The following is a 15115-nucleotide window of genomic DNA, read 5'->3' on the forward strand; positions in this document are numbered from 1 at the left end:
TTTTGTTACTTTTGCTTAAATGAACATTTATAAAATAAAGATCAATTTCGAGGAAAAAGGGCACGAAAGCGTTGAGTTACCTATAGCCGAAGGAGAATCTGTATTAGACGTATGCCTGGAGAATGGCATTGAACTACAGCACAATTGCGGTGGTGTTTGCGGATGCAGCACATGCCATGTTTATGTAAACAAGGGGATGGATAACATCCAGGAGATTTCCGATAAAGAAGAGGATTTTATTGACAGGGCTGTTAATCCGCGCATTAATTCGCGCCTGGGTTGCCAGTGTGTGATTGTTGATGGCGACATTGAAGTTACCCTGCCGGATCAGTCGCAGTTTTTAGGCCACTAATATTTGCATCAATCCGTTTAAACAATAAATAAAACGTATAATTTACAACGTATTAGCGTAACCCCCGGGTAGTACGTAAAATCAACAACAATGAGCGATAATAAATTTGCCTTACCAATTCACTGGAATGATTATGAAGATATTGCCATTGAACTTTATGAAAAGTTTGGTGACGATTTTGACGAATCAAAAATATACCGCATCCGTTTTACCGAACTGCTGGAATGGGTATTGAGCCTGCCTAATTTTGCCGGTACCCGTGCCGAATCAAACGAAGGCCACCTGGAGCAGATCCAGTCGGCCTGGGTATACGAGTGGCGGGATAATCAATAATTCAATTGGCAGTTTTGAGCTGGCGGTTTGCCGTTTTAAATTTGCGATTAGCAGTTTAGCACGAAGCAAACATTCTATAGTCAAAGAATCGGTGAAATCACCTCAACAAATCGGTGTAGTCACGAAACAAAATCGGTGTAATCACAACCATGGAATCATTCCTGAATAAATTAAAAGATATTACTACCCTCATTTTTGATGTGGATGGCGTTTTGACCGACGGGTCTGTTTTTGTAACGGAAGCCGGCGAACAAAGCCGCGCCTTTAATATTAAAGATGGCTACGCGCTGCAGTTAGCTGTTAAATGCGGTTATAATGTTTGCGCGATATCGGGCAGCCGCTCAAAAAGTGCCATGTACAGGTTAAACAGCCTTGGCATCCAGGATGTGTATATGGGCACACATACCAAATCGCAAAGGTTCAAGATCTACCTGGAAGAAAAAAGCATTATTGCCACCAATGTATTATACATGGGTGATGATATTCCCGACCTGGAAGTGATGAAGCTTGCAGGCCTGCCTGTTTGCCCTGCCGATGCTGTTGAAGAGATCAAAGCGGTTAGCGCTTACGTATCGCCCTACGGCGGCGGCAAAGGCTGTGCCCGCGATATCATTGAAAAAGTGCTCAAGGTTCAGGATAAATGGATGAGCAAACAGGCGTATAGCTGGTAGGGTTTGGTCCATAGTACATAGTCGATAGTCCATAGATAATGGTTCATGGAATTAACCCGGCAGATCATGGTTATAAATAGTTTTGTTGCTACTATGATCTATGAACCATTTGCTACGAACTAATCAATGCAGCTACCATGATCTATGAACCATCAACCATGAACTAAAAATATGAACATCATCCCACCCGTAATTCTCGCATCAAAATCGCCAAGACGGCAGGAGCTGCTCCGGCTTATGGATATTGATTTCAGGGTTGTGCTTAAAGAGGTTGATGAGTCATTCCCCGATGGGCTTACCCCAACAGAGGTTGCCCTGCATATAGCCCGTAAAAAAGCAGAAGCATTTGACGAAACGGTAGGGGATGAGGTTGTACTTACTGCCGATACTATAGTGTGTATTGATGGCCTGATACTGGGTAAACCCGAAACCCGCGCACATGCTATCGAAATGCTGCAAATGCTATCGGGCCGTGTACACCAGGTTATTACCGGTGTATGTTTGTTATATAAAGGGCGTTATAACAATTTTTATGATCTTACCGAAGTGCTCTTCCGCAAGCTTTCTGATGCCGAGATCAGTAATTATGTAGATAAGTATCAGCCGCTTGACAAGGCCGGATCATACGGCATCCAGGAGCTGATAGGCCTGATAGGCATCGAACGGATTGAAGGCTCATATACCAATGTTGTTGGTTTACCTACCCAAAAGGTTTATGCACAATTGCTTAACTTAAGCAAATAGATTTCACATACAGGCGCAAGTATTGTGCGGCTGCCTGTGCGGGGATTACTTGTGCCTTTCGCAAACCATTTTATTCGTCGTTACAGTTTCGCTAAACATCGTTACTTTTTGATAAAGCGTGTTTTTTCCGGTACAATTAAATAAATAATTATTTAATTTAAACCTTTGTTTCCTGCATAGTCTAAGGTGTTAAATAAAGGGAGTAATTTGTCATGAAAAAAACTATTAATACAGGGCTGGTGTTACTGCTGGTGGCCACCTTGTCTGCATGCAGCAGTTACAATTATTACACCGCAGCCCGAAACAAAACAGATTTATCCGCTTACCGTACATTTGCCTGGCTACCTCCTGCAACCATGACCAATAAAGCCGGCGCAGTTGTAAAAAAGGAAGTGGCTGATGAAAAGGTTAAGGACGCGGCTATTTCGGCATTGGAAAACAAAGGGTTAAAATTCCAGGAAAACAACCCCGATTTACTGGTAAGTTATACCACAGTTACCGGCCGGGGAATGAAAACTGAGTTTTATCCTTATTACTATGGCGGTTACCCGGGCTTCGGTTTAGGATTTGGCTGGGGTTGGGGCGGTGGCTGGGGCTATCGTCCGTTTTATGGCTACGGCGGCTGGGGTTGGGGATATCCTTATGGTTACGGTTATGGCGGCGGCGGTTATGCCCGCGTACCTTACAAAGAAGGTACCCTGATTATCGACATTATGGATACCAAATCGCGCAAACTGGTATGGCGTGGTTTTGGTGTTGGCGAACTGCACAACCCGCAAAAAACTGTAAAGGAACTGCCCAAAGTAGTTAACGGCATTATTGAACAACTACAGCTTAACCAGGTACAGCAAGACCAGGTGCCAATGAAAAAAGCATAAGAAATTTGCTGATCAATTATTGAACTAATGCAAAAATCCCTTCGGGCGCTAAGCCTGGAGGGATTTTTGTTTGCGGTATAAATGGGTTACAGCAAAAGTAAGGGCAGCTACGGCTAAAACAATAACCCAGGCATCAAGCGGGCAGTTAGCGTCGCCGTCGGCATTATCACATGGATTATCTAACTGGGCAAAACAGCTTAGGGTGGCGGCCGCAAAAACAAGAGCGGTTAAAAAGAACTTTTTTTTCATATGCGCAAATCGCTTGTTATTGTTTTAAAAATTTACCGGTGCCAATCAACTGCTTGGTTTTGTTATCGGTAACCCTTATGATATATGTCCCGGGTACCAAACCGGTTACGTTGTTTTTCCAGTAAAGCTGTGTGATATTTACTGCCTTCAGTATCACGCCACTGCTGTTAGTTAACTGAATATTATAGTTTGCTGAAGCGTTGGTTTGCCCTATGGTTAGGTTTAATGTTTCCGTTACAGGGTTTGGATATATCGTAAGCAGGCTATTGCTTATGTTATTTTTTGTATTGGCATACATTAATGGCAGCTCTTTTGACAGGCTGATATCATTGTTTAAATCAGTTAACTGAACACGGTAATTATTTAAGCCTTTTGCCGGGTTAGGGTCGGTATAAGAGTAAGTTCCCAAACCGTTCGATTTTATCACATCCAGGTTTTCCCAGGTTTTGCCGTTATCGGTGCTTCTCTGCAGTGTAAATGTGGTGTAGTTGGCCTCATTTTCAACAATCCAGGTTGTTTTAGCGCCGCCGGTTGCTTTTACTGCATTAAAATCAAGCAGCCGCAGGCCCAATTTAGGTGATTGGCGCAATATCAGCTGAAAACGTTTTTTACCAAAAGTAGCCGGGGTACTTTTATCAATATTGTAGCTGTAAATGTTGTTGTGTTTAAGATCCAGCGAATCTTTAGTAAAGTTATCCTTAAGCCATATTTCATAAATGGCAGGTACGTTACTAAGCGCTCTTAGTTTTAATTGATATGGCCCGGATGAGGTAGCGTCAGACGTTAGGGGGATGATCTCCTGCTGTTTTTTAGGGAAAGGCCGGTGATGGATAACGGTTTTAACGCTATCGCTTGACAGGGCCGACAAGGCTATCTGTGCACCATTGGTTCCGAGGTCTTCCGCGTCTTTACTATTTTCAAAAGCCGTACTGGCGTCGTTGTTAAACGCAATAACAATATCATCGGTATTAATGGAGTCCTTTATCATTTGCAGCCTTAATATCGGTTCGGCCAATGATGATGAAGTTTGTTGTGATGCTGCTGATTGTGCTTCGGCAGCCTTCAATATGTCCATGTCGGCAGCTGTGGCCGCCAGCTTCTGTAACCCCTTATCAGCAGGGGCACTTAATAAGGCTATCAGATTTGATGCCGTTGGTTGCGTTGTTGACTTCGCCGATTCCCTGAAAGTTAATGATTGCGAAGCTGAGGTAGCCTGTATAAAAAACGCCTGCCCGCTGGCTATCATATTACTTGCATAGCCATCGCTCGAAATACCGGGGTTAATATTGGTAGTCGTATCTGCCGTAGATATAGCAGTGGCCTTTTGCATGTAGCTGGCATACTGCTTTGTTTTTGGATTGTAAACCCATATTTTGCCCGGAGCAGATAGGGTTGCAGCCGAAGATACCTCTGAGGGGAAACCGGCCCCGTAAATTGATGATGTGGCGGAAACGGTTGTTGTTGTGCCCCTGCGGTTAAATTTTTCCCAATTGATGGTGGCCGCGTAAGGATTTCCAACCAGGTTATATCCGTTAACCAGGCTGCCTGTAGTATTGCTGAACAAGAGGCTGGTTGTGCCGCTGTACCAGTTGGTTACTGTAATGTTACCTGTATTTAATGTACCTGTTGCTGTTAAAGTGGTGTTGGTGGGCACATAGCTTGCGGTTGTTGAAGTTGCAAGATCGGCGGCCGTCCTGTCTCCCCTGAAAAAGAAAAGGAAACCGTTGCCGACAGGTATGGTATGTGAGCCGTCGGTATCAAAAATATAATTTGGCGGGGAGTTGATATTGTTGATGCCCCTGAAATTACCGGCTGTAAAAGACACTTGCGAGGAGGCTATGTTTTCCCTGAAGCAGTAAATTGTGGGATTGCCCGATTTATCAAAGCCGCCCGTTGTGCCTGTAGTACCGGTTATCCATGATGAGTTTTTAAGGTAATTTACACTGATTACCTTGGCTGCTGAACCTGTATTAACAGGAGATGAAAGTAACCTGTACCCCCGGTTATATGAATTGCCACCACTTATAAAACGCTGTACGTTTACATTGCCTGTAATTGCTGTTCCGGAAGGTATAGCATCTACAGTGGCCGAACCTGTTGCATCGGAGTTTAATGTTAACACACCGCCGGCGGCAAGGGTAGCTGTACCCCCCATACTAAGTATACCCGAGGATGATACCGCGAATTTACCCGTGCCCGACATGGTTTTTATACCGCTGCCATTAACAGTAACATTATTGAATTTTGTGCCGTTGGTGCTGTTGTCTGTAAGAGATTGAGCGCCTGCTTTACTAAAGAACACGGTCCCGGTACCTGCCGTAAATGTACCTGTATTGGTGTAATCGCCATTGAAAGTTAGTGTGCCCGAACCGCCTGTAATAACAGCGCTGTTAGTAGCGTTACCAGTAATGCTAATATTGCCCGAACCCTGGGTTACGTTTGCTGAATTGGTCCAGGTTCCTGTAATGGTTATAACGGGGTTGTTCGTGTTAAGGTCTATTGCACCACCGCTTGTGATCCAGTTTCCGCTTACGGTTAGCGCGCCTCCGTCGACAGTTTTGGCTGCTGCCCCTGATAAGGTAAGGTTATCATAGTTGGATGGGTTTGTACCTATAAAGCTGTCATTAGTAGCGTATATTGTTTGCGTGCCGGAGGTAGCTGCGTAGTTAACGAGTCCGGTGCCGGTGCCGCCGGTGGTGAAATCGATAGTGCCACCTGTAGCAGCACTTATTGGGGTATTACCTGTTAAAGTTAATGTGGAGGCGCCGGTACCGGTATCCATATCAACTAATGCGGCGTTGGTTACAGTTACTATACCATCATTCCTGTTTACATAGTTTGAATTGGTGGTGGCTATGTTGCTTGCAGTTAATGATCCGGAATTTAGATGAAATGCCGCATTATTTACCGAATAGTTTTGCAGGAACCCCAAGGCGTAATAGCCAATTGCCGACGAGGTAGTATTTAACGATAACGAATTGGTGATATTAAATACAGGGACTGTGGTATTGATGGTAGTGGTATTTGATGTTGGCGAGGTAAATATGTTTGGCGCCGGTGGTGTTGTATTATCGCCCACTATAAATGAGTTGCAGCTTAATGTTGCATTCCCTGTACCTGTAATGGTTGTTGTTACATCACCGCTGCTGCTGTTGTGGTTTTGTGTGATGGCGCCGTTTACTGTAAGCGAATAGGTGTTATTGATGGTTAAGGTAATTGACGGAGACCCGAATAGGGTGCTGGTTAAAGGGCCAAATACCATGGATGCTATGCTGGGTACGCTACTTTGAACAATAGGCTGGTTTTTAAATGAAACAACGCCTATGCGTGCCACATTGGTGGAAGTTGGCACCGTTGCGGGGCTCCAGTTACCGGTATTGTTCCAGTTATTGTCTGAAGCGCCTGTCCAGTCAATTGCATTTGCAAAAGTTATGATATTACCATTTGACGAGGGTCCCGTATAAGTAATGGCCGAGCTGTTTCCATTCCCCGTAAGGGTATTAATGCTGGTGACGGTAATGGTGCCTGTAGGGCTGCCACCATAATTGAGCTGGCTTTTTACCGTACCTGTATAAAAATAATAGCCGGGGACAGAGTAGGATCCATCTGTATTGCCCGAGCTTGAGATAAGGTCGCCCACACTATAATCTTGTATAGCGTTACCGGTGTACGTTACTGAACTTATCAATGCATCAGATGAGGTAGAATAATACGAATCATCTGATCGGTATAAGCTCCCTGAACTATTGAAATAGGCCTCGAACCCTGCACCGGATGTGTTCATTACCAGTTGGTTAATAACAAAGTTGCCCCTTGATATTATTTTGAGGCCATAGAGGATTACACTTTCGCTTTCATAATAAGCAGGTTGCGTTACATTATTAGCTGTTCCGTTTGCCCCTGTGGTGGTAAATTGAAGCACACGGGTATACATATCAAAATTATCCCATTGGAAGCGACCGGCAGTAGTACATGTTGATTCGAGATAGGAATAATAGTATGTGCTGTAGCTGCCGCCCGTTGTGCTTGTGCTTGACGCAACAAGGGTTTTAGCTGTGGTCATGCCTGCTACAAAAACATCTTTAAAAATTGCCCAGCGGCCATCTTTCAAACGTTGCACTTTGATCATGTACGTTTGCTGATCATTGGCCATTGTAGCGTTAAGGAGCTCGTTATAATGGCCTGAAAAAGTGCCATTGTCATACCTGTACCGCAAGCTAAGTGTAGTACCCGTGTGTGTTATGTAAATACCCTGCATATTATTGGTGGTATAGCCATTGGCAATAAGCCAATAACGCCAGGTATTGTTACCAACAGCCATCACGTCAGGATCAGAGGGGCCTGTACTACTGTTGTTTTTATAAATGAAGTTCCACTCAAAATCATTAGCGGTAAGATCTACGCTCCCTGATGTGCCGCTTCCGACAAAATCCCACCTGATGGCGCTTATCGCGTTGGTGGCCGGTACTGCCGATCTCAGGCTTACCGAGCCGTTTAAAGGACTTGTAGTTGATGCATCTATGGTAACCGGGGAACTTGTGCGGGTGGCATTACCAACCCCGGTTGCTCCTAATGATGTTATAGTACCGGCAGAGGAAGTTTCAAAGTTATTGTAATAGTAGGTAAGGTTATCGCTGGTTTCCTGGGCCGCAGCTGCACTGATCAGGCATAGCAGATATCCGGTAAATAAAACGCAGCGTAATTGTGTTTTCAAATTAATAGGGTTTCGGGCAAATAATGTCAATAATGATGCTGATTCAATGAAAACGGAATTAAAGTACAAATTTCAACTCAAATATGGGTTTGTGTTGCCAATGGCATCAGTCCTGATGTCTTTTATTGAAAAAATGGAAAATTTGAAGAAATTAATTATTGATTATTGTTTACACACTTTGGGGAATATTTTCTACTATGCTTTTAATCAATAAGCAGGCTGTTAACTTACAGTAAGGGCTAATTAATCACTGCGCAACGATAAATATTTCAAAATATTCCTGTTAGGAGTGAGGATTTTGGTTTCCGGTAAAAAACTGTTCAGGTTTGATCGGGGGGTATGTGTCTTTAACAATCATCACCATTAACAATTAGTCAACTGAAGTTAATGTGACGATGACTATACGCTACATGGGGTGTTTCAGAGCGGCGTCGGATAAGTGTTCAATTTTAAAAAAAACGGGTGTTCAACTTTTTGTAGTACGGAATTGTAATGTTCTGATTATCAATGCATATTTGTTCAATCTGTATTTTATATAAAATGTAAGTGGTTGATAATCAGTGTTTGTTTGTTTTGAAAAATACACCAGGTGTTCCACATTAAAAAATTGAACACCTGGCGTTATATGCTTTATTTAATCTTTTGGCTGTTATTGCCGCGGTTAAGATCAGGCAGGGCGTTGTCGGGATCAATGGTCACCGATTCAGCTTCCTGTGTAGTAGGCAGTGTATAGGTGATTTGCCCGGATTGCAGCCAGGTTTCAACCGGCAGGTAAAAGCGTTTCTTACTGCCATCTTTAAATTTAACCTCAACAGTAAACGGCATGGGCAACTGCTCTTTGTTTACTGCTTTGATGGTGATACCTTTGGATGCATCTTTACCTGCATATTTTGCGTCGATAAGCGCTATATCAACCAGCCAGTTATTATAAAACCAGCCCTTCCAAAACCAGGAAAGGTCTTCGCCGGCTCCATTCTCCATCGAACGGAAAAAATCATCAGGCTGTGGGTGTTTGTAAGCCCACTGGTTAATGTAGTTTTTAAAGGCATAGTCAAACCTGTCTTTCCCTAAAATTTGCTCGCGGAGCAATACCAGGCCAAAGGCCGGCTTATAGTAGGTAAGCGGATGGCGGTATTTTTCGGGGATGGCATCAGGAGCCGTCATAATACTTGGCGATTGCGGATCAAGCAATGATGGGATAATTTCATCGGCAGGGTTGCCACCGCCGGGAGCATACTCACTATCACGTTTGGGGGCATATTCGCCTTTATTAAAGGCGTCGGAAGCATATATATCGATAAAGGTGTTAAGGCCTTCATCCATCCAGGCATAACGGCGCTCGTTTGATCCTACAATCATCGGGAACCAGTTATGGCCTATCTCGTGGGCTGTTACCCAGTAAAGCACGCTGCCTTTATCGGTAATGCCATCAAACACAATGCCCGGGTATTCCATACCGCCAGCAATACCGGCCTCATTAATGGCTACCGGGTAAGGGTATACAAACCATTTTTCAGAAAAATATTCTATGGACTTTTTGAGATATTCGGTAGCCCGGCCCCAGGCATCGTTACCATAGCTTTCGGCCGGGTAAACGCTCATTGCCAATGATTTTTTACCACCGGGCAGGTTCACCCTCGCTGCATCCCATATGTAAGCTTTTGATGCACCAAAGGCAACGTCACGGGTATTGAGCATTTTGAAATGCCAGGTGAGGGTGCCCTTGTTAACCGGGCGACTGGCCGGATCATTAACTTCGGCCAAATCACGGACCATGATGGTTTTATCACTGTTGCGGGCTTGATCTAAGCGGGCTATTTGTTTAGCGGTCAAAACCTCCTTTGGGTTAAGTAATTCGCCTGAGCCTGCTACGATCATATCCCATGGTACGGTTACCTGGTAATCGATATCGCCGTAATCTAAATAAAACTCACCACTGCCCAAAAATGGCAGGGTGTCCCAGCCGTGGCTGTCGTCATAAACACACATCCGGGGAAACCACTGCGCAATTTCGTAGATCTTGCCATTTTTGGTATCGCAATAATCAGTACGGCCTCCAAAGGCACCGGGAATGGTATAATGATAATTGATGCGCAACTTTATTGCACCTTTTTGCAGCGGATGTGCAAGGCGCACCTGCATGCGGGCGTCAGTAATTACATAAGGTACAGGTTTAACCACATCACCATTATCAACCGATACGGATTCTATCTGATAGCCGCTGGTATGCTGGTCGGCGCTGGGCGCATGGTCTGTGAAAAAGTTAGAGCGGGCATCCTGTTTATAAGTATTTTGATCAAGCTGCAGCCAAAGGTATGGCAATGCATCCGGGCTGTTATTGGTATAGTTAATCACCACAGTACCGCTGATTGTTTTCTTTACGGTATCCAGGGTAACTTTCAGGTTATAGTCTGCCCGGTTTTGCCAGTACTTTGGTCCGGGCGCGCCACTGGCCGAATGGAAATCGTTACCTTTTTCGGTATAAAACATAGGCGAGAAGGCCTCCGCCGGGTTATAGTTTGACGACGTATCGTTTGGATTGAGTTTCCTTTTTTGCGCGAATGCGCCGAGTGCTAAAACCGACAGTAAACCAATGCCGATAAATTTTAATTTCATGGTGTGTATTTAAGCACCCAATATACAAAGGATGGCCGGAAAACAGTTTGTTAAAAAAGTTTTAAATAATTATGGAATTTTATGCCGGGTAGCATCATTATAATAAACTACTTAATCACCCGGATGAATTAATATATTTATCAATTAAAACGTTGGTATAATGTCTATTCAACAAATCAGCATACCTAAGCCCTGCCACGAGCAATGGTCACAGATGGTACCCGCTAACAGCGGTCGTTATTGTTATCACTGCTGCAAAACGGTTATCGATTTTACGGTAATGAGCAATGACGAGATCATTAAACTTCTTGCGGCAAAGGATAATGTTTGCGGCAGATTTGGCCAAATGCAGCTGATTGAAATTAATGCGGGTATTGGCGCAAATAAAAAGCGATCCTTATCATGGATTGGTATCCTGACAGCTGCAATAATAAGCTTAACCCGGCTTGAAAAAGCTGAAGCCAAAACCAGGCACAGCCTTGAGCAGGGAGAGTTTCAACGTAAAAGCAATTTGCTCATACCTGTGCCTACCGGTGTTCAAATATTAGTAAAAGGCCTTGTAACCGAAAAAGGGACTAATGTTCCGATTCCCGGCGCTACAGTCCGTTGTAAAAACGGTGAAAGTGCAAGCACTGATGTTGATGGCGAATTTAAGTTTTTGGAACTTTCGGAGACAGATACCCTTGTTGTTGGCTTTATCGGTTTTAAGACACAGGAAATAAGGCTTGCCGACATAGCTGACAGGTCGCAAATAAAAATAGAATTAGAGCCGGAACCGCTAACTGAACAATTTGTTGTGGTAGGAGGTGTATTTGTGCGCCATTCTTTTATTCATCGCCTGTGGCATAAAATAAAAAACATATTTTAGGGCTTTATTATAAAAGCTAAACTTGCACTTTCCTGTAAATATACCTTTAGGCCGGTCATCCATCCCCGTACATTTTATTTGCGAGACACTCGCGTACTTTTTAGGTTACCGGTATTATGCCTGGTTACGCAAACATTCGGCCGATAAGATCAGTACTGAACACAGGCTCATCATCTTTATAGGTGCGGCGGCAGGCGCATTTATCGGTTCGCACCTGGTAGGGATCTTTGAAAATCCACCTTTGCTGTTTTCGCATTTCAATATCATCTATATTATGGGCAATAAAACCATAGTGGGCGGTATGCTTGGCGGGTTGATAGGAGTTGAGCTTACCAAGAAGCGGTTAGGTGTAACCATGTCATCCGGCGATCTGATGGTTTATCCGCTCATCCTGGCTATGGTTATAGGCCGTACCGGGTGCTTTTTGGCCGGACTGGAGGATGGTACTTATGGCATAGCCTCCAACCTGCCATGGGCTATTGATTTTGGCGATGGTATCCACAGGCATCCTACCAATTTGTATGAAATTGTGTTTTGGTTAATGCTTTGGATCGCGTTGAAACTCATTGAACAAAGCCGCCACTTTGCTGATGGTGCAAGGTTTAAAGTGTTTATGGTAAGCTACCTCGTTTTTAGGTTACTGGTTGAATTTATCAAGCCCGATTATTTTTTCAGTTTTGGCTTATCGGTAATTCAGTTAGTTTCTATCGCCGGTATTTTGTATTATTATAAAGTATTTTTATCTCCTAAAAAGCTGTTTGTAAACCATGCCTGAACGCCCGTATATATACTATGATTTTACGTTAAGCATCTGCTCTACCTGCTTACGCCGGGTTGATGCCAAAATTGTTTTTGAGGATGATAAGGTTTACATGCTTAAAAACTGCCGTCAGCATGGTTTTGAAAAGGTGCTGATCGCCACAGATGTGGAATATTATAAAAACTGCCGCAACTATGCCAAGCGGAGTGAGATGCCGCTTAAGTTCAACGCCAAAACACATTATGGCTGCCCTTATGATTGCGGCCTCTGTCAGGATCATGAGCAGCACTCATGCCTTACCGTCGTTGAAGTAACCGACCGATGTAATTTAAGCTGCCCTACCTGCTACGCCATGTCATCACCCACATATGGCAGGCACCGCACCTTGGCCGAGATTGAACAGATGCTGGATGTAGTAGTGGCAAATGAAGGTCAGCCTGATGTGGTGCAGATTAGCGGGGGAGAGCCAACGGTGCACCCGCAGTTCTTCGAGATCCTGGATATCGCCAAAACAAAGCCCATTAAACATTTAATGGTGAATACTAATGGTATCCGCATAGCTAAGGACGAAAATTTTGTAAAGCGGCTGGCCACTTACATGCCTGATTTTGAGATCTACCTGCAATTTGATTCTTTCAAAAAAGAAGCGCTGGTGCAATTGAGAGGAGAAGATCTGCGTGAGGTAAGGCAAAAGGCCATTGAAAATCTTAACAAGTACAATCTGTCTACAACGTTGGTAGTTACTTTGCAAAAAGGTTTAAATACCGATGAATTAGGGACAATTATTGAATACGCGTTGAAGCAACCCTGCGTTCGCGGCGTAACCTTCCAGCCTACGCAACAGGCCGGCAGGTTAGAGAATTTTAATGAACAAACCGACCGGTACACCCTAACGGAAGTACGTAACGCGATACTTGAACAAACCAGTGTATTCAATAAAAACGATCTGATCCCGGTACCCTGCAACCCGGACGCACTCGTAATGGGCTATGCCCTTAAACTTGAAGGGGAAGTGATTCCGTTAACCCGGATGATAAACCCGGATGACCTGTTAGATAACTCAAAAAATACCATTGTTTATGAAAATGATGAGCGCCTGAAAGGGCATCTGCTCAATATGTTCAGCACCGGTAATTCGGTTGATAAAGCTAAAGAACACCTGCACTCGTTGTTATGCTGCCTGCCTGAAATTGACGCGCCAAGTTTAAGCTATGATAACCTGTTCAGGGTGATCATTATGCAATTTATAGATGCGCAAAATTTTGATGTTCGGGCTATCAAAAAATCATGTGTACACATCGTAAATAAAGATATGCAGATCATCCCTTTTGAAACGATGAACATTTTTTACAGAGATGATAAGCGGGAATATCTGGAACAATTAAGAGGAGAAATTTTGGTATGACAGAGGAAGAACAATTACAACCACCCAATCAGCCTCCTGGCAACAAACCCCAAGGTGGAATCAAGATAGTCGGAATTAACCTGGCAGTATTTGTTGGTTATACCTTGCTTAGTCTGCTGACCGATGGCGATGTAGTAGCTGGGCTGCTAATGGTTGCCCAGGTGATTGTTTGTATTATACTTTCATTGTATTTCCGTAAGTGGAGTTGGTTTTTAGGCGGCTTACTGGTTTTAGTAATTGGTTTTTCAACGTGTGTTGCAATAATAAGGATTTAGTATCTCACAAGTTGATATAATGGAAACGCAGAAGAAAGACCCCGGTAGCAAAAAAATGATAGTTGTAGGTATCAATCTATCGATATTGGTAGCTTATACCATATATTTCAGATGGGTTGCTAATGAGGAGCTTATTATATTAGCTGAAGCGATTTTTATTTTTTTGCACGTAGTACTGTGCCTGATATTGGCAATTTTTGCTTTGAGAAAAGAATTTTTGTTTAGCGCGCTCGTAGTACTGCTGATCGGTTTTTCGTCATGCTGGATTGTTTTCTCTACTTAGGCCAACATCCCCGCCAAAACCCCTTCTTTTAATGAATTAGTACACATGCTCACCTTATGAAGATCCAGCGCATGCATAATGAAGCGGGTAATCAACGAAGCAGCTACGATCATATCAACCCGAACCGGAATAATGCCCGGATTTCCCAGTCTTTCTTTATGGCTTGAAAGGATAAGCTTATTGGTGATGGTTAGCAATTCTCCTTCATCAAAATCATAGTGTTGAATGCTCTTGAGGTCAAATGGTTTTGCTTTTTCGGTTTCTATGAGCCCGGCAAAAGTTTCAAACGAGCCTGATGAGCCAACAAGGGTATCTAATTCAATACCGGAGGTGGCAATGAACAGATCATTCAGCGTATCCTCCAGATACAAATTCATAGCCTCGATAGATGCGGGCGGAATAGGGTCCGTGTGGTGAAACTGGTCCATAAGGCGTGCGGCGCCAACTTCAAAGCTCTGTTTCCACAAGATTTTATCGGTGTTGCCCAAAATAAACTCCACACTGCCGCCTCCAATATCCATGATGAGCGAATTTTTAGCCGATAGGCATCCACTTAACTTTACGCCATTATAAATAAAAACGGCTTCCTGTTCTCCGTCGATAATTTCGATAGCGATGCCTGTTTGGGCCTCCACTTCTTTAATGAAATCTTTTCCGTTTGAGGCACTCCGCAAGGCCGAAGTAGCAATTGCCCTTACACTGGTGACATTGTTGGCAGCAATGAGTCCTTGAAAATGTTGCATGGTATTCACGCCGCGCTGAAAGGCATCAGGCAAAATATAACCCTTATTAATGCCCCCCTCGCCTAATTTAACGGCTTCTGTAATATGTACAATTTCACGGTAGTCATGGATATCGCCTTCGGCAATCAATAAATGGAAGGTGTTTGTACCCAAATCCATTACTGCAACGCGTTTACTCATACGGCTAAAATAAATAATCCCCGAAAATGTTTATCATTCCCGGG

At 43.7% G+C, this 15115-nt stretch carries 14 protein-coding genes; 10 read left to right on the forward strand and 4 right to left on the reverse strand.

The features are described 5' to 3' along the window. The first annotated feature begins 19 nt into the window (after positions 1 to 19). The 5 genes from IEX80_RS00195 to IEX80_RS00215 all read left to right on the forward strand — a co-directional run bounded on the left by IEX80_RS00195 (position 20) and on the right by IEX80_RS00215 (position 2978). A complete protein-coding gene (locus tag IEX80_RS00195; protein ID WP_090524420.1) occupies positions 20 to 352 on the forward strand; it encodes a 2Fe-2S iron-sulfur cluster-binding protein in 333 nt (110 codons plus the stop codon). A gap of 90 nt (positions 353 to 442) precedes the next feature. After that, a complete protein-coding gene (iscX, locus tag IEX80_RS00200; protein ID WP_090524422.1) occupies positions 443 to 685 on the forward strand; it encodes a Fe-S cluster assembly protein IscX in 243 nt (80 codons plus the stop codon). 149 nt (positions 686 to 834) lie between these two features. Then, entirely contained in the window at positions 835 to 1356 is a 522-nt protein-coding gene (locus tag IEX80_RS00205; RefSeq protein WP_090524424.1) for a KdsC family phosphatase, read from the forward strand. A 171-nt stretch (positions 1357 to 1527) separates the two neighbouring features. Then, positions 1528 to 2100, forward strand: a complete 573-nt coding sequence (locus tag IEX80_RS00210; RefSeq protein ID WP_176623720.1) for a Maf family protein — start codon at positions 1528 to 1530, stop codon at positions 2098 to 2100. Positions 2101 to 2312: 212 nt separating this feature from the next. Then, a complete protein-coding gene (locus IEX80_RS00215; protein WP_090524427.1) occupies positions 2313 to 2978 on the forward strand; it encodes a DUF4136 domain-containing protein in 666 nt (221 codons plus the stop codon). Positions 2979 to 3026: 48 nt separating this feature from the next. On the opposite strand, the gene IEX80_RS00220 is transcribed toward IEX80_RS00215, so the two are convergent. The 3 genes from IEX80_RS00220 to IEX80_RS00230 all read right to left on the reverse strand — a co-directional run bounded on the left by IEX80_RS00220 (position 3027) and on the right by IEX80_RS00230 (position 10557). Then, the gene (locus tag IEX80_RS00220; RefSeq protein ID WP_090524429.1) at positions 3027 to 3227 is read right to left on the reverse strand and encodes an Fjoh_0651 family PID-CTERM protein; all 201 of its coding nucleotides are present in this window, start codon (positions 3225 to 3227) and stop codon (positions 3027 to 3029) included. 16 nt (positions 3228 to 3243) lie between these two features. Then, entirely contained in the window at positions 3244 to 7941 is a 4698-nt protein-coding gene (locus IEX80_RS00225; protein WP_188831565.1) for a T9SS type A sorting domain-containing protein, read from the reverse strand. Between the two features lie 630 nt (positions 7942 to 8571). After that, entirely contained in the window at positions 8572 to 10557 is a 1986-nt protein-coding gene (locus tag IEX80_RS00230) for a M1 family metallopeptidase (RefSeq protein ID WP_188831566.1), read from the reverse strand. Positions 10558 to 10717: 160 nt separating this feature from the next. Between IEX80_RS00230 and IEX80_RS00235 the strand changes: the two genes are divergently transcribed. Genes IEX80_RS00235 through IEX80_RS00255 form a run of 5 tightly spaced genes read left to right on the forward strand, consistent with a single transcriptional unit; the run spans position 10718 to position 14148 of the window. Next, positions 10718 to 11425, forward strand: coding sequence for a carboxypeptidase-like regulatory domain-containing protein (locus IEX80_RS00235; protein WP_188831567.1), 708 nt, complete (start codon positions 10718 to 10720; stop codon positions 11423 to 11425). Positions 11426 to 11447: 22 nt separating this feature from the next. Next, complete coding sequence (locus IEX80_RS00240) at positions 11448 to 12200, forward strand: prolipoprotein diacylglyceryl transferase (RefSeq protein WP_188831568.1); 753 nt, start codon at positions 11448 to 11450, stop codon at positions 12198 to 12200. Next, entirely contained in the window at positions 12193 to 13590 is a 1398-nt protein-coding gene (locus IEX80_RS00245) for a radical SAM protein (protein ID WP_188831569.1), read from the forward strand. The genes IEX80_RS00240 and IEX80_RS00245 overlap by 8 nt, the downstream gene beginning before the upstream one ends. Beyond that, positions 13587 to 13865 carry a hypothetical protein gene (locus IEX80_RS00250; RefSeq protein ID WP_188831570.1) on the forward strand — a complete coding sequence of 93 codons (279 nt, stop codon included), beginning with the start codon at positions 13587 to 13589 and terminating at the stop codon, positions 13863 to 13865. The genes IEX80_RS00245 and IEX80_RS00250 overlap by 4 nt, the downstream gene beginning before the upstream one ends. 19 nt (positions 13866 to 13884) lie before the next feature. Continuing rightward, a complete protein-coding gene (locus IEX80_RS00255; RefSeq protein WP_188831571.1) occupies positions 13885 to 14148 on the forward strand; it encodes a hypothetical protein in 264 nt (87 codons plus the stop codon). On the opposite strand, the gene IEX80_RS00260 is transcribed toward IEX80_RS00255, so the two are convergent. Further along, positions 14145 to 15071, reverse strand: a complete 927-nt coding sequence (locus IEX80_RS00260; protein WP_188831572.1) for a Ppx/GppA phosphatase family protein — start codon at positions 15069 to 15071, stop codon at positions 14145 to 14147. The genes IEX80_RS00255 and IEX80_RS00260 overlap by 4 nt on opposite strands. Positions 15072 to 15115: the final 44 nt, after the last annotated feature.

The organism is Mucilaginibacter rubeus, assembly GCF_014643835.1.
In the GTDB taxonomy this organism is placed as follows: Bacteria; Bacteroidota; Bacteroidia; order Sphingobacteriales; family Sphingobacteriaceae; genus Mucilaginibacter; species Mucilaginibacter rubeus.

What these genes read in the sequence shown, in the direction of transcription:
- IEX80_RS00250 (WP_188831570.1), top strand. Translation starts at nt 13,587, where the DNA reads ATGACAGAGGAAGAACAATTACAACCACCCAATCAGCCTCCTGGCAAC.
- IEX80_RS00195 (WP_090524420.1), top strand. Translation starts at nt 20, where the DNA reads ATGAACATTTATAAAATAAAGATCAATTTCGAGGAAAAAGGGCACGAA.
- IEX80_RS00210 (WP_176623720.1), top strand. Translation starts at nt 1,528, where the DNA reads ATGAACATCATCCCACCCGTAATTCTCGCATCAAAATCGCCAAGACGG.
- IEX80_RS00215 (WP_090524427.1), top strand. Translation starts at nt 2,313, where the DNA reads ATGAAAAAAACTATTAATACAGGGCTGGTGTTACTGCTGGTGGCCACC.
- IEX80_RS00260 (WP_188831572.1), bottom strand. Translation starts at nt 15,071, where the DNA reads ATGAGTAAACGCGTTGCAGTAATGGATTTGGGTACAAACACCTTCCAT.
- IEX80_RS00235 (WP_188831567.1), top strand. Translation starts at nt 10,718, where the DNA reads ATGTCTATTCAACAAATCAGCATACCTAAGCCCTGCCACGAGCAATGG.
- IEX80_RS00230 (WP_188831566.1), bottom strand. Translation starts at nt 10,557, where the DNA reads ATGAAATTAAAATTTATCGGCATTGGTTTACTGTCGGTTTTAGCACTC.
- IEX80_RS00220 (WP_090524429.1), bottom strand. Translation starts at nt 3,227, where the DNA reads ATGAAAAAAAAGTTCTTTTTAACCGCTCTTGTTTTTGCGGCCGCCACC.
- IEX80_RS00205 (WP_090524424.1), top strand. Translation starts at nt 835, where the DNA reads ATGGAATCATTCCTGAATAAATTAAAAGATATTACTACCCTCATTTTT.
- iscX (WP_090524422.1), top strand. Translation starts at nt 443, where the DNA reads ATGAGCGATAATAAATTTGCCTTACCAATTCACTGGAATGATTATGAA.
- IEX80_RS00255 (WP_188831571.1), top strand. Translation starts at nt 13,885, where the DNA reads ATGGAAACGCAGAAGAAAGACCCCGGTAGCAAAAAAATGATAGTTGTA.
- IEX80_RS00245 (WP_188831569.1), top strand. Translation starts at nt 12,193, where the DNA reads ATGCCTGAACGCCCGTATATATACTATGATTTTACGTTAAGCATCTGC.